Source organism: Marinobacterium profundum (genome assembly GCF_001528745.1).
Classification (GTDB): Bacteria; Pseudomonadota; Gammaproteobacteria; order Pseudomonadales; family Balneatricaceae; genus Marinobacterium_A; species Marinobacterium_A profundum.
In genome coordinates this window covers 1-21,032 of record NZ_BCNS01000160.1, presented here as the reverse complement: position 1 = coordinate 21,032, position 21,032 = coordinate 1, and the positions used below count along the sequence as shown (strand labels likewise).

Genomic DNA, 21,032 nt, shown 5'->3' with positions numbered 1-21,032 from the left:
TCGGACAGCCTCCTAGAGCACGATTTCGAGCTGGCGAGTCAGTACCAGCTCCCGGGGCGTCGGCGTGGCGCCATAAGCTAACAGCTCCACACCGGCATCACGCGCCTCACGCAATAGCCGCCCATAGGCCGGATCGATCGCATCGGCAGGCCTTACCCGCTCAATGCCGCCGTGGGGTACACAGAACAGCAGCACCGCCCGTACACCCTGGCGCTCCAGCAGCATCAGCTCGCGCAGGTGCTTTTGTCCGCGCAGCGTCACCGCATCAGGAAAACTGCCCCAGCCACCCGATTCGAGCAGGGTCACGTTCTTGACCTCAATCCAGGCATCGGCAGCGGCGCCCTCGCTGAGCACCAGATCAATGCGGCTGCGCTCCTCGCCATAGGGCACCTCCTGTCGAATGCTGCGATAGCCAGCCAACTCTCTAATCCGTCCCTGCTCGACGGCTTCGCGCACCAGCGCATTGGCGCGTCCGGTATTGATCGACGCCAAATGACGCCCTTCCACCTCCACCAGCTCCCAGCCAAGCGGATATTTGCGCTTCGGATTACCGGAATCAAGCAACCAGACCCGGCTGCCAGGCTCGGCACAATTGCGCATGGAACCAGTGTTGGGGCAGTGCACCGTGACGCAGCGTCCATCCGGCAGCTCCACATCGGCCAGAAAGCGCTTGTAGCGGCGCAGCAAGCGCCCTTCTATCAAGTCGCTCAGCTGCATCAGCGAGCCAACCGTCGGCGCAGACGTTCCAGCCCCAGTTCGATACGCTCGAGGCTGGTGGTATAGGAAAAACGGATAAAGTCATTGGCCCGGTGCTGGCCGAAATCCAGCCCCGGCGTCACCGCCAGATACTCGGACTCGAGCAGGTCCCAGCAGAATTCGAAGGCATTGTCAGTCAGGTGGCTGACATCGGCGTACACGTAAAAAGCCCCTTCGGGCGCTACCGGCACGCCCAGCCCCAGCTCGCGCAAACCACAGACAAGACGATCACGTCGGGCGCCAAACTCCTGCCGGCGAGCTTCCAGAATAGCCAGGGTTTCGGGCTTGAAAGCCGCCAGTGCCGCATGCTGCGATACCGTTGAGGGAGAGATGTAGAGGTTTTGCGCCAGCTTCTCCAGCTCCGGCACCGCCTGTTCAGGCGCAACTATCCAGCCGAGTCGCCAGCCGGTCATGCCGAAGTATTTTGAGAAGCTGTTAATCACGAAGGCATCTGGCTCCACCTGCAACACTGTCGGTGCGTCGAAACCGTAGGTCAAACCATGGTACAGCTCATCCACCACAAGGTGACCACCCTGCAGTCGCACCGCCTCGGCCAGTGCCGCCAGCTCGGAAGCTTTCAGCACCGAGCCCGTCGGATTGGCCGGCGACGCCAGTAACACACCGGCGGTCTCGTTGTGCCAGTGTTCTAAAACCTGCGCCGGCCTAAGCTGGAAGTTGCAATCGGCATTCACCGGTATCAGCTGAGCGCGGGCCTCGATCAGACGCAGAAACTGCCGGTTACAGGGGTAACCCGGGTCACTCATCATGAATGTCTGGCCGGGGTTGGCCAGCAGTGCAAACACCATCAGCAGGGCACCTGAGGCGCCTGCGGTAACAATGATCCGCTGCGGCGCTATATCCAGGCCGTAGCGCTGCTGATAAAAGCCGGCGATCGCCTCGCGCAGCTCGGGAATACCCGTTGCCGGTGTGTACTGGGTCTGTCCCTGCTCGATTGCCACTCGGGCAGCCTGAGCTATAGGTGCGGCGGTTGGAAAGTCGGGTTCCCCTACCTCCATATGCACCACATCATGCCCCAGGGTTTCCAGTTCGCGGGCACGTTTGAGCAAATCCATCACCTTGAAGGATTCGATATCACCAACCCGGTCACTCCAGCGCACTGTCATCGGCGTTTGCTCCTCGGCCTAAAAGCGCGGGATTATACCGCCCCGAGCGCCCTGTGGCGCTAGCGCGACTGCACTGGCGAATTTGGTTATAAAGGCTAGCCTATTTAAAAGGGTTCTGGTAACTTCGTCGCCTTCCAGTGCCGGCGCTTGCACGGCTTTAGGCAGAAGGGATAACCGAACCGGACTTTAAACAGTTCGGAGGACTCGGAGACGCGAGGCAAGACTATGCCAACTAATGATTCTCAGTTTACGCACTTTAAACCCTACGATCTTGGTACGGGTGAAGAGTATATGTGCGATGCTCATTGCGAGCATTTCCGACAGATATTGAATGCCTGGAAGCGGCAGCTGATGGAGGAAGTCGACAGCACTATCCATCATCTGCAAGAAGAAGCATCCAACTTTGCCGATCCAAGCGACCGCGCCAGCCAGGAAGAGGAATTCAGCCTCGAACTGCGTACCCGCGACCGCGAGCGCAAGCTGATCCGCAAGATTGACGAAGCAGTCGAACGCATTGACGATGATGATTACGGTTTCTGCGATACCTGCGGTATTGAAATCGGTATCCGTCGCCTTGAGGCACGTCCTACCGCAACGCTTTGCATCGACTGCAAAACGCTGGCAGAAATCAAGGAAAAGCAGCTCGGCGGCTGACTCTTTCTGAACCGGCCGCTACGGCGGCCGGACTCGGCGTAGGACCCTGACCCTTGCGCTATATCGGACGCTTCGCTCCCTCCCCAACCGGCCCGCTCCATTTCGGCTCACTGCTGGCAGCCCTTGCCAGTTATGCGGATGCCCGCGCCCACCAGGGCCTCTGGCTCGTTCGCATTGAAGACCTCGATCCACCCCGTGAACAGCAGGGTGCCAGCGCCCTTATTCTATCGACCCTGGAAGCCTTCGGTTTCGACTGGGACGGCGAAGTCATCTACCAGAGCCAGCGCAGTTCGTTCTATCGCGATGCGGTAGACCAGCTGCAACAGCAACACCAGGCCTATCGCTGCAGTTGCTCCCGCAAGCAGGTTTCCAATCGTACCGGCGGCATTCGATATGATGGCCACTGCCATGCCCTGCATCCGCCACACGCCCAGGCCTGCGCCATCCGCGCGCACTGCGCCGCCGGCAGTATCGAGCTGCACGACGCCATTCAGGGCCCGGCGGTTTACCACCTCGCACGGGACCACGGTGATTTCGTGATCCAGCGCCGCGACGGTCTCTTTGCCTACCAGCTTGCGGTGGTGGTAGATGACGCGGCTCAGCAAATCAGCCACGTGGTGCGCGGCAGCGATCTGCTCGATGAAACACCCTGCCAGATACAGCTGCAGCGCTATCTCGGATATACCCGGCCGGACTATGCCCATATCCCGGTGGCAACATCCAGTTCTGGCCAGAAGCTGAGCAAGCAAAACCAGGCGCCACCGCTGGATGCCGGCAACCCTGTTCCCGCGCTGATCGCCGCGCTCGAGTTTCTTGGCCAGCAGCCCGATGCCGCGCTGCGCGATGCCAGCGCATCCGAACTGTTGCACTGGGCCGTCGAACACTGGAGTATGGCGTCCATTCCCAAAACCCGCGGGCTCCCCTGGTCCGGAGATTAAGGAGCACCATGTATCTGCACCGTACCGCGCTCCTGATGATCATCGGCTTCTACCTGGCCGGCCCTTTGCTGCTTGACTGGTGGTTGCAGCCCGATGCCCGCTGGTATCGACCCTTCCTTATCTGGCTGATTCTCATTGCCCTGAGCTGGCTAATCGACATGCGCCGGGGGCACCAGGATGTTTAGTATTCACGGCCTGTTCATCGCCGGCGTCAGCTACCTGCTGGTACTGTTTGGCGCCGCCTACCTGACCGAACGCGGCAAACTGCCGCGACGGCTGGTACGCCACCCGCTGGTACATGCGCTTTCACTGGGTATCTATACCAGCGTCTGGACCTTCTACGGCATCTTCGGCATCGTGCAGGATGCCGGCATCACCTATCTGACCTCTTACCTGGGCGCCACCCTGGCCTTTGTACTGGCACCGGCCATCATGGTGCCGATACTGCGTATCGCCCGCACCCACCAACTCAGCTCGCTGGCCGACCTGTTTTCGTTCCGCTTTCGCAGCGGGCCGGTCGGCACCCTGACATCCGTACTGGTGGTCGCCGCCACCCTGCCGCTGATTGCGATCCAGATACAGGCGGTAGCCGATTCACTCTACCTGCTCAACAATGATGCCCCGCGAGATCTAATTGCCGCCACTTTCTGCGCCGTTATGGCGCTGTTCGCCATCCTGTTCGGCGCCCGTCACGCCTCGTTGCGCAACCGCAACAACGGTCTGGTGGTCGCCATGGCAGTAGAGTCCCTGGTCAAGCTCATTGCCCTGCTGGCCATTGCCGGTTACGCGCTGTTCGCCATTCTCGGCGGGCCCACCGGGCTGGAACAGTGGCTGGCCGACAACCCCGCTGCGCTGCAGCAAATGCAACACATCCCGGAAAACGAGAACTGGCATACCCTGCTGCTGGCCTTCTTCGCCACCACCATTGTGATGCCACACATGTATCACCTGGCCTTTACCGAAAACTCGTCCGCCCTGAGCCTGCAAAAGGCCTCGTGGCTGATGCCCCTGTACCTGTTCCTGATGGCGATCACTGTGCCCATTATCGTCTGGGCCGGCATCAAGCTTGAAGCCGCCAATGCGACGGAATACCTGATCCTCAACATCGGCGTGGTGCTGGATTCCCCGACCCTGACGCTGCTGGCATTTTTGGGCGGCCTGTCGGCGGCCAGCGGGGTTATCATCGTTGCCACGGTCAGCATGGCCTCGATGCTGCAAAACCATCTGCTACTGCCACTGACCCGGGTGCCGGACAATGTGCGCTTCTACAACTGGCTGCTGTGGCTGCGCCGCATTCTCATCCTGGTGCTGATGAGCGCCAGCTACCTGTTTTACACTCAGTTGGCCCAACCCGAAGCCCTGTACCTGCTGGGCCTGATCGCCTTTATCTCCTTTCTGCAGTTCCTGCCCGGCCTGCTGGCCACCCTGTTCTGGGCCGGCATTAACCGCTGGGGTTTTGTCCTCGGGCTCTGTGCCGGCACCGGCAGCTGGTTGATGACCATGCTCCTGCCCATGCTGCTGGACCAGAATATCAGCGTGCTGGACTTCGACCTCAATACCGACGACTGGCATCAGTCCGCCGTCTTCTCCCTGCTGCTCAACTGCGTGGTGCTGGTGGTGGCCTCCCGTCTGTTTCCCACCGGTGACGAAGAACGCAAGGCCGCCGATGCCTGCATGCTGAACGTCATGCAGCAACCCATGGGCATCCGCCTCAATGCCACCCGGGTGGAAGATTTCGAAGCCCTGCTGCGCCCACGCCTGGGGGCCGAGACGGCCAAGCGCGAGTTGCAAAGCGCCATCGCCCAGCTGGGTATCAATTATGAAGTGCTGTCGCCATTGGATTTGCTGCGCCTGCGCTCCCAGCTGGAACAGCACCTGTCCGGCCTGGTTGGCCCGGTGGAAGCTGCCACCATCCTTGAGCCACTGGATCGGCAGGACCCGATCGAGGGTTTCAGGGCTCGCGATGTGCATTTGCTGGAGTCGCAGCTCGAGCAGTATCACCAGCGCCTCGGTGGCCTGGCCGCCGAGCTGGATGAACTTCGACGCTACCACCGCCTCACGCTGCAAAAACTGCCCGTCGGTGTCTGCACCCTGGACAGCGACGGCCGTATCCTGTTCTGGAACGCGGAAATCGAACACTACACCGGGCTGTCCGTCGACGAAGTACTGACCTGGCGCCCCGCCTCGCTCCCGGCGCCCTGGGGAGAGCTTTTCACCCGCTTTACCGAAGGAGACCAGTCACACCTGGAAAGCCAGAAGCTGGTGTTGCATGGACAACCACGCTGGTTCAGCCTGCACAAGGCCCAGCTCAGTGAACAGAAAGCCCATGCCGGTATGGTCATACTGCTGGAGGACGAGTCCGACACCCTGATGCTGGCCGACAAACTGGCGCACAACGAACGTCTCGCCTCCATCGGGCGCTTTGCCGCCGGCGTCGCCCATGAAATCGGCAACCCGGTCACCGGTATCGCCTGTCTGGCGCAGAACCTGAAGTTCGAAACCGAAAGCCCGCTTGTGCTTGAGTCCGGCGAGCAGATCCTGGACCAGACCAAACGCATCAGCCGGATCGTGCAGTCACTGGTGCGCTTTGCCCATACCGGACGTCAGGATCATGTGACCCAGCACGACCCCGTCGACATCTATGCCTGTATCGCCGAAGCCATCCAGCTCGTATCCCTGGACAGCCGCGGCCGGCACCAGCGCTACCAGAACGAGGTTCCGCCTGCACTGCAGGTCGTGGGCGATATCCAGCAATTGCTGCAGGTTTTTGTCAACCTGCTCAATAACGCCTGTGACGCCTCCCCCGAGCAGGGCCTGATCAGCATCAGCGCGGAGCGGGAGGACGAGAAAGTCATCATCCGTATGCTGGATGAAGGCAGCGGTATTCCCGCCGAGCTGCAGGACCGCCTGTTCGAGCCTTTTTTCACCACCAAGGACCCCGGCCAGGGAACCGGACTGGGTTTGCCCTTGGTCTACAATATTATCGAAGAACACTATGGTAATATCGAGATACTCAGCCCTGCCGACAAGAAACAGAATAAAGGCACTCTAGTGGTAATCACCTTACCTGGACTTCCGCCGTCCGAGCTTTGACGCGCGCCATGTCCTGCACGTAGGAACCAAGGTCGAACCGAATGAGCCGTATTCTGATTGTTGAAGATGAAACGATAATCCGTACCGCCCTGCGCCGCCTGCTTGAACGTCACGACTACCAGATCGATGATGCGGGCTCCGTTGACGAAGCCACCAGCCGCTTCGAGCTACAGGATTACAACCTTATTATCAGTGACTTGCGCCTGCCGGGTGCCCCTGGCACCGAGCTGATCCCGCTGGCCAAACAGGTGCCGGTCCTGATCATGACCAGCTACGCCAGCCTGCGCTCCGCCGTAGACGCCATGAAACTGGGGGCCGTCGATTACATCGCCAAGCCCTTTGATCATGACGAAATGCTGCGGACCATCGAGAACGTGCTGAACCGCAAGGTCGCGGCAGCCGACAGCGAGGCACCGGCACCCAGCAAGGGCAGCAAGAGCGAACTGCTGGGCTCCTGCCCCCCCATGCAGGAACTGCTGAGCCGTATCGACAAGGTCGCGCGCACCGATGCCACTGTGCTGGTGCTGGGCGAATCCGGTACCGGCAAGGAGCTGGTCGCCCGCGCCATTCACGAGCAGAGCGACAGAGCCAAGGCACCGCTGATCTCGGTAAACTGCGCCTCCATCCCCGACACCCTGATCGAGTCCGAGCTGTTCGGCCACGAAAAGGGCGCTTTTACCGGCGCCAACAGTGCACGCAGCGGCCTGATCGAAGCAGCCAATGGCGGTACCCTGTTTCTTGACGAAATCGGCGAGCTGCCGCTCGAAGCACAGGCCCGACTGCTGCGCTTCCTGCAGGAAAGTGAAATCCGACGCGTCGGTGCCGTCCACTCGACCCAGGTCAATGTCCGCCTCGTTGCCGCGACCCACCGCAACCTGAAAGAAATGGCCCGCAACGGAGACTTCCGCGAAGACCTTTACTACCGCCTTTACGTGATGGAATTGCGCATGCCGCCGCTGCGTGATCGTGGCAACGATATCGCCATACTGGCCAACCGCTTCCTGCAGCGGGCCTGTACCAAGATGGGCCTGGCAACGGCTCGCTTCAGCGAAGGTACTTTGGAGGCCATGACCCAGTATCACTGGCCTGGCAACGTGCGTGAACTGGAGAATGCCATCGAGCGGGCGCTGATACTGGCAGATGACCTGCTGATCACTACTGAACTGCTCGGCCTCGATCTGGAACCCGTATCCAAGCTGCACCAGTTTGAACGCAGCTATGCTTACTCTTCAGGCGAAACCGTCAAAGCAGGCAACCGGCGTGAGCCCCAGACAGGGCTGTCACTGGACGACTACTTTCAACGCTTCGTACTGGAAAACCAGAACGGCATGAGCGAAACCGACTTGGCCAAGAAGCTTGGCGTCAGTCGAAAATGCCTGTGGGAAAGGCGTCAGAAGCTCGGCATACCGCGCAAAAGTCGCAGCAAGTAACGTACAGGTCGCCCTGCTGTAACAAAGTGTTACCCCGGGGTGTTACCTCCACACCCACAGTTCCCACACCAGACGTTCCCTGAGGTAACAAATACTTGTTACCTCAGGCCACGGGAAGCGACTAAAAAATATTTTATTCAATAAAAACAATGAATTACATAAACTGGCACAAGCCCTGCATTCTATAGAGTCATAGAAAAACAAGAATAAGAAACAACAAGAAGAAAAATATTTACCGGCGAGACCTCCAAAATAAAAATAACTGCGGAGGTTTCGCACGAGTAGCCCGCCTCTAACAAAAATAATAAATGAGGCCTGCGCTGATCACCGAACAATGCCATCCGGATCTCGATCCTTGTACCTGAATAAAAATAACAACAGGTCATGATGTCAATGTCAGGTGGTCAGCCACCCATCTCGTTCCTCTCTAACGCCTCCGAGTAGCCTCTGCTCGCAACGACCAATCCTCAAAGCCTACACGCATTTCGCTATTGCTCTATTCGCCGACGCTTAGTCCAAACTATCAGCTATCAGCTATCAGCTATCAGCTATCAGCTATCAGCTATCAGCTATCAGAATGTTGCCTGCTTTAGCCGCCCCGATCGATGCCTGGCTTGATTGCCGCAAAGTTGCATCCTGCCCCTTCTATTTATAGCTATCCTGAAATTCATAGGGTAACCCCTGTCGCTCAATCGGCCGTCGTCACACGAAAGCGTCTCCCTGCACCTGCAAAAACGACTCCAGACCTTACCGTCACATGACCCAACTGTTACCTTGCTACCCACAAAAGTGCTACCCAATCGTTCCAAAAGGTAACACTTTGACGTTACCTCTCCCACGACAACGACACAGATAAAAACACAAATCGTTAAAAACCATGGTGTTACAGAAACTGGCACAATGGATGCTCTATAAATGGCCAGAACAACAACATTGTTACCTGCCACACCCGATCAACAATAAAAATAAATTCGGTCAGGCTCCCAGGTAACCTACCTCGTATAAAAATAACACCGAGGTCTGTAGCTGACTGCCGTGCGTTGTCACGAAGGTCCCCAAACCCTAGATTCAGAACTGTGTATCCTGAATAAAAATAAGTTACAGGTCGCGTTCTAATCACGGTGGTCAGCTAAACCATCTCTTTTTCCGCCACCCCTCCGATATACCAATCCCGCTTAGCATCACACCAAACTGTCACTCTTATACTGAGCCGACAACAGTGATATGATGCGCCACTTCCACCGCCTGGGCGAACAAAAAACAAACACTTATGGATATGAGCCTGTTCATAGCCGCGGCTATTGCGGTTATCCTTATTGGCGCCACCCTGCTACTGCGTAGAAGATATATGGCACCCAAGCTGGATACTGATGAAAAGTCTGCCTCTGACGGCAGCGCGCTTGAATGCGTCATCACCCGAGATATACATAACATCCCCCGCCAGCATCTCGATGAGAATGCGCTGAAAGTCGTGCATCGCCTCAACGATGACGGCCATGAAGCCTACCTCGTGGGTGGCTGCATACGCGATATACTGCTGGGTCTGCGTCCAAAGGATTTTGATGTTGCCACATCTGCCACGCCGGAACAGGCCGAGGAGCTATTTCGCCGCTCGCGCCTGATCGGTCGTCGCTTCAAGCTGGTTCATGTGCGCTTTGGTCGCGAAGTAATCGAAGTCGCTACCTTCCGTGCCGGACATGACACCGAAGATCGCAACGAAGATGGCCAGGACGGCCGCCAGGCCGCCAGTGGCATGATTCTGCGTGATAACGTCTATGGCACGCTGCGTGAAGATGCGCTGCGACGCGACTTCACCATCAATGCCCTCTATTACTCGGCCCAGGATCACAGCGTCCACGACTTCGCCGGTGGTTACCGTGATATGGGTTACAAGGTCATTCGAATGATCGGTGATCCGGCCTCACGCTACCGCGAAGACCCGGTGCGGATGCTGCGCGCAGTGCGCTTTGCTGCCAAGCTGAACTTCGATATTGAGCCTGCCACTGCCGCCCCCATCCACCAGCTGGCGCCGCTGCTGCGTGATATTCCCGCTGCCCGCATGTTTGATGAAGTACTCAAACTGCTGCAGTCGGGCCACGGTGTTGCCGCTTACAAGCAGATGCAGACCTACGGCCTGTTCGAACAATTGTTCCCGCAGGTTCAGGATGCGATTGAACGCGGCCCTGCTGCCGGCATGCCTGTGGAAGATCTGATTCTCAGGGCGCTGCGCAATACCGATCGTCGGCTGGAGCAGGGCAAAAGCGTCACGCCTGCCTTCCTGTTTGCCGCACTGCTCTGGTATCCAATGCAGCTACGTCTGAACAGTTTAATGAAAGAAGGCCGCATGCCGCCTTTACCAGCACTGCATGAAGCGGCCAATGAAGTTATTGCGGCTCAGATTCGCCATATTGCGATACCGCGTCGTTTTTCCACTCCGCTGCGCGAAATATGGGAGCTGCAGTTGCGACTGCCCAAGCGCCAGGGTGGCCGTGCCGAGCGCCTGATGGAGCACCCGCGCTTCAGAGCAGCCTATGATCTGTTGCTGCTGCGCGAATCCAGCGGTGAAGACCTCGGCGGTCTGAGCCAGTGGTGGACTGATTATCAGGTCGCCAATGGTGATGATCGTGAGGTACTGCAGGAAGACCTGGCCCCCGCCACCCCCAAGCCCCGCAAGCGTCGGCGCAAGCCCCGCAGCCATCCGCGCGATGCCTGAAGTCATGCGCTGCTATATTGGCCTTGGCAGCAATCTGGACAGGCCGCAGCAGCATGTTACCCGTGCGCTGGAGGAACTTGCGACCCTGCCGGACACGCGACTGCAGGCCCACTCAAGCCTGTACCGCTCGGCCCCCATGGGGCCACAGGATCAGCCGGATTACATCAACGCGGTTGCACTGCTTGAAACAACACTGGATGCTCACCGCCTGCTGGATGAACTCCAGTCGCTGGAACAGCAGCACAGGCGTGTGCGGCTGGAGCACTGGGGGCCGCGTACGCTCGATCTTGATCTGCTGCTCTATGGTGATCAGCTGATTCAGAGCGAGCGGTTGTCGGTACCGCACCCGGGTCTGCCCGAACGTAACTTCGTGCTCTGGCCACTAAGCGAAATAGCCCCTGAACTGCAATTGCCAAACGGACGGCCGTTGGCAATGCTGTTAACTGAATGCCCTATAGGCACACTGGAACGGATCTCGTTATAATCCGGAACCGTTGAAGCCAAACGAAAAGCCGAGTTCCCTATGAACAACGTCACTCTGCATACCCTGTCTGCCCTTAAGCAGGATGGAAAGAAGTTCGCGGCTTTGACCGCGTACGATGCCTGTTTCGCGCAGCTGGTTAGTAGCGCCGGTATCGAAGTCATTCTGGTGGGTGACTCCCTGGGCATGGTGCTTCAGGGCCATGACAGCACCCTGCCTGTGACTGTCGACGAGATGGCCTACCACACGCGCTGTGTCGCCAGTGGCAACCAGGGCGCCATGCTCATGAGCGATCTGCCGTTCATGAGCTATGCCACCCCGGAACAGGCCATGCTCAACGCCGGCATTCTGATGCAGGCCGGTGCCCATATTATCAAGATCGAAGGCGGTGCCTGGCTGGCCGAGAGCATAACGCTACTGGCGGATCGCGGTGTACCTGTGTGTGCCCACCTGGGTCTGACACCCCAGGCGGTTAACCGTCTGGGCGGATACCGCGTACAGGGTCGCGATGAAACCAGCGCCAGGCAGATGCTCGACGACGCCATCCTGCTGGAGCAGGCCGGCGCCAGCATGCTGCTGCTTGAATGTGTACCCTCCCTGCTCGCTGGCGAGATCTCCCGTGCCGTCAGCATTCCGGTTATTGGTATAGGCGCAGGCGCGCAGACCGATGCCCAGGTACTGGTTCTGCACGACATGCTGGGCATTACACCCGGCCGCAAGCCGCGCTTTGTGAAAGACTTCATGAGTGATGCCGGCAGCATTGCCAACGCCCTGCAGAGCTATGGTGACCAGGTTCGTGCTGGCACCTTCCCCGCAGACGAGCATGGATTCGCGTGATATGCAGACTATTCATCACATTCAGGCGCTGCGCGAGCAACTGAACGCTGCCCGCCGCGCCGGCAAGAAGATCGGGCTGGTTCCCACCATGGGCAACCTGCACGCCGGTCATATCGAGCTGGTCAATCAGGCACACCTGCACGCCGATATCATCGTTGCCACCATCTTCGTCAATCCGCTGCAGTTTGGACCCAACGAAGACCTGGCCAGCTATCCCCGCACCCTGGAAGCCGATCAGGCCAAGCTGGCCGCTGCAGGCTGCGACTATCTGTTCGCTCCCAGCGAGGCCGAGGTGTACCCCAATGGTCGCGATCATCAGACCATTGTGGAGGTTACAGACCTGTCGGAGATGCATTGCGGCAGCACCAGGCCCGGCCACTTTCGCGGTGTGACCACTGTGGTCAGCAAGCTGTTTGGCATAGTGCAGCCGGATTCCGCCTTCTTTGGCTGCAAGGATTATCAGCAGTTGCTGATTATCCGCCGCATGGTGGCTGACCTCTGCATGCCCATCGACATTCACGGCGTTAACATCGTGCGCGACAACGCAGCCCTGGCCCTGAGTTCACGCAACGGTTATCTCAGCCCGGCCGAACTGGCGGTGGCTCCGACTCTGAACAAGGTGCTGCGAGAAACCGCAGAGGCCATTCAGGCGGGCCAGAGGGACTACGCTCAGCTGGCAGCCCAGGCGCTGCATAAACTGGAAGAGGTCGGTTTCAAAGGCGACTTCATGCGCATTGTGCGCCGCAGCGATCTGCAGCCGGCCAATGCAGGCGATACCCAGCTGGTCATCCTCAGCGCCGCCTATCTGGGCCCCGCGCGTCTGATCGACAATCTCGAACTCGATCTCTGATCCTTTGATGGCTGCCAGCATGCCGGCAGCCATCAACATCCCCCCCCTATCCCCTCCCGGCGGCACAGCACGTGGCTTGCATGCAGGCTGTGCGCTTGACAAACAGAGAACAGCTCGCGCAGACTGGGCTCGTCGCATTACTTAAAAACGAAATATAAAAATGTGACATGGATCTGCAGGTGGCGGTCACGGCAGCAACTCGTCCTTGTCGCCGGGGCTTAGATTATATTTCGCCACTGCAATAATGGGGTCAAATTTCCCCGTTATCATGGTCCGCAGGAGTCTGCCTGATTTAGCCTGAGCAGTATGACCAGCCGGTCTGAAGCAAGCCCGCAGAGCGCTTGCCAACAGCAGTATTCCGGTCCGGTAGCGTTCAGCCATATTCCAGGCAGCCCTCAGCACCACAATGAAAAAGCTACCAACAATTAGAGGCACACCTAATGCGCGACGTCGTAATTGTAGCTGCTGGCCGTACGGCTATTGGCACCTTCAATGGATCCCTGGCTGCCATCTCTGCGGCCGACCTCGGGGCCACCGTCATCAAGTCCCTGCTGGAACAAACTCAAATTAACCCCGCCCTGGTTGACGAAGTCATCCTCGGCCAGGTGCTGGCTGCAGGCTGCGGTCAGAACCCAGCACGCCAGGCTGCCCTCAACGGCGGTCTGCCAAACGAAGTACCGGCCATGACCATCAACAAGGTCTGCGGCTCCGGCCTGAAAGCCCTGCAGCTGGCCACCCAGGCCATTCGCTGCGGCGATGCCGACATCATCATTGCCGGCGGTCAGGAAAACATGAGCGCCTCCCCCCACGTGCTGCCCAACTCCCGTAACGGTGCCCGCATGGGCGACTGGAGCATGGTCGACACTATGGTCAAAGACGGCCTCTGGGACGCCTTCAACAACTACCACATGGGTATCACCACCGAGAACATCGTTGAAAAATACGGTTTCACCCGTGAAGAGCAGGATGCCTTTGCTGCAGCCTCTCAGAATAAGGCTGAAGCCGCTGTGACCTCCGGTCGTTTCAAGGATGAGATCATCCCGGTCAGCATCCCGCAGCGCAAGGGCGACCCGGTTGTCTTTGACACCGACGAGCAGCCGCGTTTTGGTGTGACTGCAGAAGCTCTGGGCAAACTGCGCCCTGCCTTCAAGCGTGACGGTACTGTTACCGCTGGCAACAGCTCCACTATCAACGATGGCGCTGCCGCCGTGATCCTGTGCTCGGCTGAAAAAGCCGCGGAGCTGGGTCTCAAGCCGCTGGCCCGCATCAAGGCCTACGCTTCTGCCGGTGTTGATCCTGCCATCATGGGTACAGGCCCCATCTGTGCTACCACCAAGGCGCTGGAAAAGGCTGGCTGGAGCATCGGTGATCTGGAACTGGTTGAAGCTAACGAAGCTTTCGCTGCCCAGGCGATGTCCGTCAACAAGGACCTTGGCTGGGATACCAGCATCGTTAACGTCAATGGTGGCGCTATCGCCATGGGCCACCCGATCGGTGCCTCCGGTTGCCGCGTGCTGGTCAGCCTGGTGCATGAAATGATCAAGCGTGACGCCAAGAAAGGCCTGGCCACACTGTGCATCGGTGGTGGTATGGGTACTGCACTGGCTATCGAACGCGACTAAACGCCAATCAGCCAGGCGGCCCTCCAGGCGGCCCGACTCTGCGTTAAATACAACAACCGGGGGCATCAGCCCCCGGTTTTTTTATGCACAGGATGTACGACAAAAAACCGCTCCAGCGTTTTCTGCATTCCCGCCATCCGTGGAGGTCCTATGCCGCGAGTACATGCGCACGACTGCAGGGATACAGAAAATAGGGCGGCGCAGGATACCTAAGCCAAGGACCCGCAATGCAAGGCATGCCCCCTCACCGCCTTCCTCTCCGGCCCCACACTTCCTGCGGTGTATTAATTCCAGCAGTCCTGCTCGCAATCAGCAGGACTGCCAGCCCTGATCTATATGTCTAAACTGCACCTAATGGAAAACCACACCCGATCCCGGGGAGTGAACCGCTGTACTGCCAATTATCACAACTTTTCGTAACCATCGGTGCCGCATCGATGTCATAGCCTGTATCGACACCTGATATGGCTGCCGTAACGCTCGAGTCCGACTCAGTCTGGAGGAGACGGTATGAAATTCGCCAAAGTCATGGCTCTACTGCTGGCCCCGCTGCTGGCACTGGCCATCTGGTTCTGGAACCAGTTGCCGAACTGGCTACCCGGCAACGACCGCTACAAGAACATGCCCACAGTGGTTGGCATGGAACCACAGTCTCGCCAGCCCATGCCCAGCTATAGCGGCCCCCACCCGCGGGAATGGCAACGCCCAGCGGATAGCTTCCACTACCCCATCCAGCTGGGTGAAGTAGGCCCGCACACACCGATTTACGCCGGCCCGCTGCAGTATCCCTTCGCCTGCGACGGCGAGGATTCAGGCCTGGGCCAGCCACTGGTGGATAATCAGCAGGGTTTTGGCATCGAGGTGTTTGCGCTCGATGAGCAGGGCAGAAAAACCCGGCAGCGCATCGGTTACAGCAAGGACTGCCTGCATCCCACACGGGTCAACTACTACTACAACCGTGCAGGAACCGACAATTTCTACCCGCTCGAACAGGCCAGCGATGATATCGCGCGCATACGCATCAACGGCCAGGACATCGACTTCGTTGTGCGCAGCGAAGCGGGCACCATCAACCGCTTTATCTACAACATAACGACCCTGCGCGGCCCCAACGATAGCCCAGAGGCGCCGGACATGCAGTACTGGAACCAGCAGCTTATCTATCAGTTCCGCGGTGGTGTGGGCATTGGCTATCGTCAGGGCCGGCTACGGGATACCGACCTGCCGGAGCGGCGTATCGAGCAGCTGCGCGAGGGCTATGCGCTTGCCTATTCCAGCGGCAACCAGACCTCCAACCACTATAATATCTGGCTGGCAGAAGAGACCGCTTCGCGGGTCAAACGCCAGTTCAGCGCCCGCTACGGTACGCCGGAATTTACCCTGGGGATTGGTGGCTCGGGCGGTGCCATCCAGCAATACCTGATTGGTCAGAACGGTACCGGATTGCTGGATGCAGGTATCGCCCTCTATGCCTATCCGGACATGCTCACCCAGACTATCTATGCGTTTGACTGCGAACTGCTTGAATACTACTTCGACCAGACCGCGCGCAAAACCTGGAGCTGGCCGGCGCGGCGCAAGGTCGCAGGCCTGAACAGCCTTGATGGCGTGCACGACAACCGCACCTGGCTGTACGAACTGGCCATGATCATCCGCGGCCGGGCGCCGCACTGGCCACTGGGCGCCAGCGAATGCAGCCTGGCCTGGCGCGGCCTGACGCCCCTGGTCAACAATCCGCGTTTTATTCACTTTGCGCCCCGCTTCAGCCCCGCCGTCAGCAGCCAGGTGCACTGGTCACACTGGGAGGAGCTGCGCCATATCTACGGCACCGATGAAAGTGGCTATGCGCGCCAGACCTGGGACAATGTCGGGGTGCAGTATGGCTTGCAGGCCCTGCGTGAAGGCCAGCTCGGCGCCGATACCTTTGTGCACCTGAACGCCAATATTGGTGGCTGGAAACCCGCGTCACAAATGCAGCAGGAGCGTTTCTGGCATCTGAACGATGATGATGACCTGTTCGCGCTCAGTCCCTGGAGTGACCACAACATGCAGCTGTCACCGGACGCGGGCTTTACACCGGCGCCACGCAGCCAGGGCAATGCTGCCGCCATTCAGGCTGCGGTCCAGGCCGGGCTGGTATTTACCGGCGAGCTGTCCATTCCGGTGATTGACCTGCGCCACTATCTTGAACCTGCCCTGGACATGCACCACAGCAGCGCGGCCTTCAGCACCCGCATGCGGTTGCAGCAACGCGGCTATGCCGACAATCAACTGATATGGATCACCGCCAGACCACATAATCCGGTGCCCCAGGCACTGGACACACTGCTGCAGTGGCTGCGTGAAGGTAAGCGCCCACAAACCGCGCAGGACAGCTGTTTCACGGCCGATGGCAAGCTACTTGCCGCAGGGGATACTGTATGGGATGGCAACTGGAACAACAGGGCACCTGGGGCCTGCATGCAACAGTACCCGATCTATGGCACCCCGCGCTCGGTGGCGGGTGAGGATCTGCGCGGAGATCTGTTCAAGTGCAGCCTCATCAGTGTCGATGAAGCCCTGGAGCGGGGCACCTACGCCCCCATCGATATGCAGCCGCAGCGAGTCCGGCTGCAGCGCATCTTCCCCGACGGAGTCTGCGACTACAGCGTGCCGGGGCTCGGCCAGCGGCTGGAGAATAATTCCCAAACAGATATTGGAGGCTAGGCGATGGCGATAGCACCTTTGCCGACGCCTTCAAACGCCCGCACTTGCACGTCCGAGTCGGGATGCTCCTGCTTGATGGCAACAGCGAGGTGCTGGGCAATCTGCTCAACAGTAGTTTCTGTGTCGATCACATAGCAGTACTGTGCCGGCAGCTTGAGTTCGAATTCCCCCTGGGGGGCGTCGTAGCGATAGTGGTGCATGCCGTCGGCCTCACCGATCAGGTGTGAACGGGTGCCGATATAAATATCGCGCAGGCGCTCACCCCAGATTGCCTCCAGCGCTTCTTCGCGCTGATCGTCCAGATGAATCTCTATCTTCGAGCGGTGACCGTGGGCAATACGCTGGCAGTTGCCATCGTGCTGATGCAGGCCATGACTGTAGTGGTAAAAAGCACCATCGATGCGCTCCGGCACAAAGGCGAGCTCCAGCCCCTGCACCTCATCGGGAAACAGCGCCAGCAGTTGCTCCTTGCACCAGACAGCGAGGGTATGAGGATTGATATCCGGCTCGCCGACCAGGGTAATAGCCTGTTCCGGTGAGCGGCAGTAAAAATGCCGGCCATCGGGATAGAGCCAGTCGATGCGGGTTTCACCATCCTGTCGGGCATGCTGCAAACGCGGCAGACCGGTGGCGACCAGCAACGCATGATCGATATGCTTGTCCATCCAGGCCTTGACGGCTTTCTTGACGATACCAAAATCACAGATCATTCCCTGATCGTTGAGGCGGCCGTCCAGCACCAGCTGTACCAGCCACGACTCACCCAGCAAGCCACGTTGCGGATGAAGGTAGGAAAAATCGACGTTGGTAAGATTATCGACAAACAGTTTCACATGAGTTCCATAAGAGGTCTTTAGCAGGGCGCCATTTTAGCCCAAGCAGCGCCGCATTTCATGTTTTGTACACAATTTCGGGCCGACAAAACCGCCCGAGCCTCAGGTATACTAGCCGCATTTACACCGCACTCAGGGCAGCTATGAGACTGGACAAATATCTATCCCAGGCAACCGGGATTTCACGCAAGGAAATACACCGCATCATGCACCGCGGTGATGTCAGCCTCAATGGCGATGAAACGCTGAATCCCGCGCAGCACATTGAGCCTGGCGTCGATAGCGTCTGTCTGAATGGCGAGCCCGTCGGTGCGCCTGGGCCACGCTATCTGATGCTGTACAAGCCCGCAGGCTATGTCAGCGCCAGCGGCGACCCCAGCCACCCGACCATCAACAGTCTGGTGGATATTCCCCGCAATGACGAACTGCACTGCTGTGGCCGGCTCGATATTGATGCCACCGGGCTGATTCTGCTGACCGACGATGGCAAATGGTCGCACCGCATTACATCGCCACGTCATAAACTCCCCAAACGCTACCGCGTGGAAACCGCCGATCCGATTGATGCCTCTGCGGTACAAGCCTTCCTTGACGGCCTCAAGCTGCACGGCGAACACAAGTTGACCCAACCTGCAGAGCTGGAAATACTCAGCAGCAACGAAGCCCTTGTTTACCTCACCGAAGGCCGCTATCACCAGGTCAAGCGCATGTTCGCAGCCCTCGGTAACAGGGTCACCGCACTGCATCGCGAACAGATTGGTCCCATCAGCCTGGATCCGGCACTCAGCCCCGGTGAATACCGCGAGCTCACGACCACAGAGATCGCCAGTATCAAGCCATGAACGATCCGGCCTTCAACCTGCTGCAGCCCTTCGTACAGGATGCTCCTGCGGACAGCCTCTGGCTCGCCGACGAGAATCTGCTTGGCAGTCAGCTGGCACCGCGCAGCAACATTCGCATGATCGGCAATCGTCTCGATCTGGTGGAAGCCGCCCGCGCCCGCGGCTGGCAGGCCGACTGGTCCGACTTTGATTTGAGCAGCATTGCCGATGACTCCATCGCCCGAGTGCTCTATCGCGTCTCCAAGGAAAAGGCACTGGTGCATCACAACATCAACCAGGCGGTGCGTGTACTCAAACCCGGCGGCCAGCTGATTTTCAGCGGCGACAAGGGTGAGGGCATCAAGGGCTATCTCGACCGTACCCGGGTACTCTTCGCAGGCCAGGGCGAAACCGAGAAGGCCAGCGCCAACTGCTGGCGCGGCCTCTTTACCAAGCCCGAGCAGCCCGGCGCCCCGCTGGATGACAAGGACTACCCGCAGCTACGCCCAGCCTGCAGCGATGAGCACTTCAGTTACTGGAGCAAGCCAGGCGTCTTTGGCTGGGACAAAATAGACCGTGGCAGCGCCTTTCTGATGCAACAGCTCGACGGTTTCCTCGCCGAACTGCCAGAACCGCCCAAACGTATTCTGGATCTGGGCTGTGGCTACGGCTATCTGTCAGTACAGGCATCACGCCTGGGCGTACCTATAGTCGCGACCGACAACAATGCCGCCGCCATTGCTGCATGTCGGAAAAACTTCGCAGCCCAAGGCATCGCCGGCGAGGTTATCCCCGCCAGCTGCGGCGCAGGCATAGAGGGCTCCTTCGAGCTTATTCTGTGCAACCCGCCCTTCCACGCGGGCTTTAGTGTGGAAGATGATCTAACCGAGCGTTTTCTGAGCGCAGCGGCGCGCCTGCTCGGCCGGGGCGGCATCGCTGCCTTTGTGGTCAACCGACAAATTATGCTGGAGCGCCGCGCCGCATCGCGCTTTAGGCGCATCCAGACCTTGGCCGAAAACGGCAGCTTCAAGCTGGTGCTGCTGGCCGAAGCCAAAACAGGAGCCTGATCCATCGTCATGACTTTTGAATATATCCGCCAGAGCCTGTTCTTCTTTCGCCGTCACCTGAACACCATCGCGCGTATTCAGCTGCCCTTTATCATTGGCCTGAATCTGCTCGGTCTGGTGCTCGAAGCCAGCGTCGAAGCGGACAGTAGCCAGATGCACACCGGCACCGGCTTGCTCATGCTGCTTAACCTGACCATGCTGCCGCTGTACTGGGGTGCCACCATTCTGTTCCTGCAATCGGCGGTGGATGACCGGCCCCTGAGCGCCTTCCAGGCCGTAGCCCTGAGCCTCAAATACTGGCATCGATTGCTGATTACTTACCTGCTGAGCGGCTTCGCCGTCACCCTTGGGCTGATGCTGCTGATCGTACCGGGCATCTATGTCGGTGTGCGGCTGGTATTTGCCGACTACATTTGCATGCTGGAAGACAAGAAACCGGTGGCCTCACTGCGTCAAAGCTGGGGCGAGTCTGATGCTTATTTCTGGCTGCTGCTCAAAGGCATGCTAATCATCTTCGGTGGCCTATTCCTGATTGAGGCACCGCTGCTATATCTTGCGGAAACCGCGGGCTTCAGCTCCCCGGCCGTCGAGGCAGTACTCAGTGTCCTCTTCGATCTGATGGGCACCCTGGTCACCATTTACGGCTTTCGCATCTACTCACTGATGCGCAGCGAAAGCAGCCCAGTCGCGACGCCGAACTAGAACATTTTCACGAAACACTTATCTGTCGATCGAGGTTGCTTTGAGTGCTTCCTCACTTCGAGGTGGCCGGATATGGGGCGAGGCAAGGTGAAAATGCTCTCACCGAAACATCAGAGCGGCTCTTGCTTCCCCCCTTATGAAGCCGGCGAGCACTGAGGTCATTCGGCGATCAGGTCCGAAGGGGCGCAACAGGGACTGTTGCGCCTGCGATGAGGTACATGGATGTACCAACTCCTCACCTTGAAAGCCGCAGCCCGCCGAATAACCTCAGAGCGCAGCGGAAAGGCCTCATCGGGGGCTGTTTGTACGTATCAACCACATAGGTTACAAAGAATATAACCCACATAGGTTACACTTTTATCGTTAAATACCGAGCCGATTTTTCCTTCATCGTGCGAATATCAA

17 protein-coding genes are annotated in these 21,032 nt (G+C 58.7%); 14 read left to right on the top strand and 3 right to left on the bottom strand.

Annotated features, from left to right (window positions below; genetic code table 11):
- Positions 1-12: 12 nt before the first annotated feature.
- Entirely contained in the window at positions 13-717 is a 705-nt protein-coding gene (gene sfsA / locus MPRO_RS19335) for a DNA/RNA nuclease SfsA (protein WP_067296920.1), read from the bottom strand.
- Positions 717-1,880, bottom strand: a complete 1,164-nt coding sequence (locus MPRO_RS19330; protein ID WP_067296918.1) for a pyridoxal phosphate-dependent aminotransferase — start codon at positions 1,878-1,880, stop codon at positions 717-719. The genes sfsA and MPRO_RS19330 overlap by 1 nt, the downstream gene beginning before the upstream one ends.
- A 225-nt stretch (positions 1,881-2,105) precedes the next feature.
- Here MPRO_RS19330 and dksA point away from each other — a divergent pair, with 225 nt between their 5' ends.
- The 11 genes from dksA to MPRO_RS19270 all read left to right on the top strand — a co-directional run bounded on the left by dksA (position 2,106) and on the right by MPRO_RS19270 (position 17,204).
- Positions 2,106-2,534, top strand: coding sequence for an RNA polymerase-binding protein DksA (gene dksA / locus MPRO_RS19325; RefSeq protein WP_067296915.1), 429 nt, complete (start codon positions 2,106-2,108; stop codon positions 2,532-2,534).
- A 53-nt stretch (positions 2,535-2,587) separates the two neighbouring features.
- On the top strand, positions 2,588-3,472 hold the full coding sequence (gluQRS, locus tag MPRO_RS19320; protein WP_067296912.1) for a tRNA glutamyl-Q(34) synthetase GluQRS: 885 nt from the start codon (positions 2,588-2,590) through the stop codon (positions 3,470-3,472).
- Positions 3,473-3,480: 8 nt separating this feature from the next.
- The gene (locus MPRO_RS26095; RefSeq protein ID WP_067296910.1) at positions 3,481-3,657 is read left to right on the top strand and encodes an MFS transporter; all 177 of its coding nucleotides are present in this window, start codon (positions 3,481-3,483) and stop codon (positions 3,655-3,657) included.
- Positions 3,650-6,565 carry an ATP-binding protein gene (locus MPRO_RS19310; RefSeq protein WP_067296906.1) on the top strand — a complete coding sequence of 972 codons (2,916 nt, stop codon included), beginning with the start codon at positions 3,650-3,652 and terminating at the stop codon, positions 6,563-6,565. Before MPRO_RS26095 ends, MPRO_RS19310 begins: the two co-directional genes overlap by 8 nt.
- A 41-nt stretch (positions 6,566-6,606) precedes the next feature.
- Complete coding sequence (locus MPRO_RS19305; protein WP_067296902.1) at positions 6,607-7,995, top strand: sigma-54-dependent transcriptional regulator; 1,389 nt, start codon at positions 6,607-6,609, stop codon at positions 7,993-7,995.
- 1,276 nt (positions 7,996-9,271) lie between these two features.
- Positions 9,272-10,708 carry a polynucleotide adenylyltransferase PcnB gene (gene pcnB / locus MPRO_RS19300; protein WP_369406747.1) on the top strand — a complete coding sequence of 479 codons (1,437 nt, stop codon included), beginning with the start codon at positions 9,272-9,274 and terminating at the stop codon, positions 10,706-10,708.
- Positions 10,701-11,192 carry a 2-amino-4-hydroxy-6-hydroxymethyldihydropteridine diphosphokinase gene (gene folK, locus MPRO_RS19295; RefSeq protein WP_067296895.1) on the top strand — a complete coding sequence of 164 codons (492 nt, stop codon included), beginning with the start codon at positions 10,701-10,703 and terminating at the stop codon, positions 11,190-11,192. Before pcnB ends, folK begins: the two co-directional genes overlap by 8 nt.
- A 39-nt stretch (positions 11,193-11,231) precedes the next feature.
- Complete coding sequence (gene panB, locus MPRO_RS19290; protein ID WP_067296892.1) at positions 11,232-12,026, top strand: 3-methyl-2-oxobutanoate hydroxymethyltransferase; 795 nt, start codon at positions 11,232-11,234, stop codon at positions 12,024-12,026.
- Between the two features lies 1 nt (position 12,027).
- Entirely contained in the window at positions 12,028-12,876 is an 849-nt protein-coding gene (gene panC / locus MPRO_RS19285) for a pantoate--beta-alanine ligase (RefSeq protein WP_067296889.1), read from the top strand.
- A gap of 440 nt (positions 12,877-13,316) precedes the next feature.
- Positions 13,317-14,498, top strand: coding sequence for an acetyl-CoA C-acetyltransferase (locus tag MPRO_RS19275; RefSeq protein WP_067296884.1), 1,182 nt, complete (start codon positions 13,317-13,319; stop codon positions 14,496-14,498).
- 510 nt (positions 14,499-15,008) lie between these two features.
- A complete protein-coding gene (locus MPRO_RS19270; protein ID WP_067296881.1) occupies positions 15,009-17,204 on the top strand; it encodes a DUF6351 family protein in 2,196 nt (731 codons plus the stop codon).
- On the opposite strand, the gene MPRO_RS19265 is transcribed toward MPRO_RS19270, so the two are convergent.
- Positions 17,201-18,037: a 6-carboxytetrahydropterin synthase gene (locus MPRO_RS19265; RefSeq protein ID WP_067296879.1), complete on the bottom strand. Its 837-nt coding sequence runs from the start codon at positions 18,035-18,037 to the stop codon at positions 17,201-17,203. The genes MPRO_RS19270 and MPRO_RS19265 overlap by 4 nt on opposite strands.
- Positions 18,038-18,180: 143 nt before the next feature.
- Here MPRO_RS19265 and MPRO_RS19260 point away from each other — a divergent pair, with 143 nt between their 5' ends.
- The 3 genes from MPRO_RS19260 to MPRO_RS19250 are packed head-to-tail and all read left to right on the top strand — an operon-like array spanning position 18,181 to position 20,627.
- Positions 18,181-18,879 (top strand): pseudouridine synthase, encoded by a 699-nt coding sequence (locus MPRO_RS19260; protein ID WP_067296876.1) that lies wholly within the window; start codon positions 18,181-18,183, stop codon positions 18,877-18,879.
- On the top strand, positions 18,876-19,925 hold the full coding sequence (locus MPRO_RS19255; RefSeq protein ID WP_067296873.1) for a class I SAM-dependent methyltransferase: 1,050 nt from the start codon (positions 18,876-18,878) through the stop codon (positions 19,923-19,925). Before MPRO_RS19260 ends, MPRO_RS19255 begins: the two co-directional genes overlap by 4 nt.
- A gap of 9 nt (positions 19,926-19,934) precedes the next feature.
- Complete coding sequence (locus MPRO_RS19250) at positions 19,935-20,627, top strand: YciC family protein (protein ID WP_067296870.1); 693 nt, start codon at positions 19,935-19,937, stop codon at positions 20,625-20,627.
- Positions 20,628-21,032 lie beyond the last annotated feature (405 nt).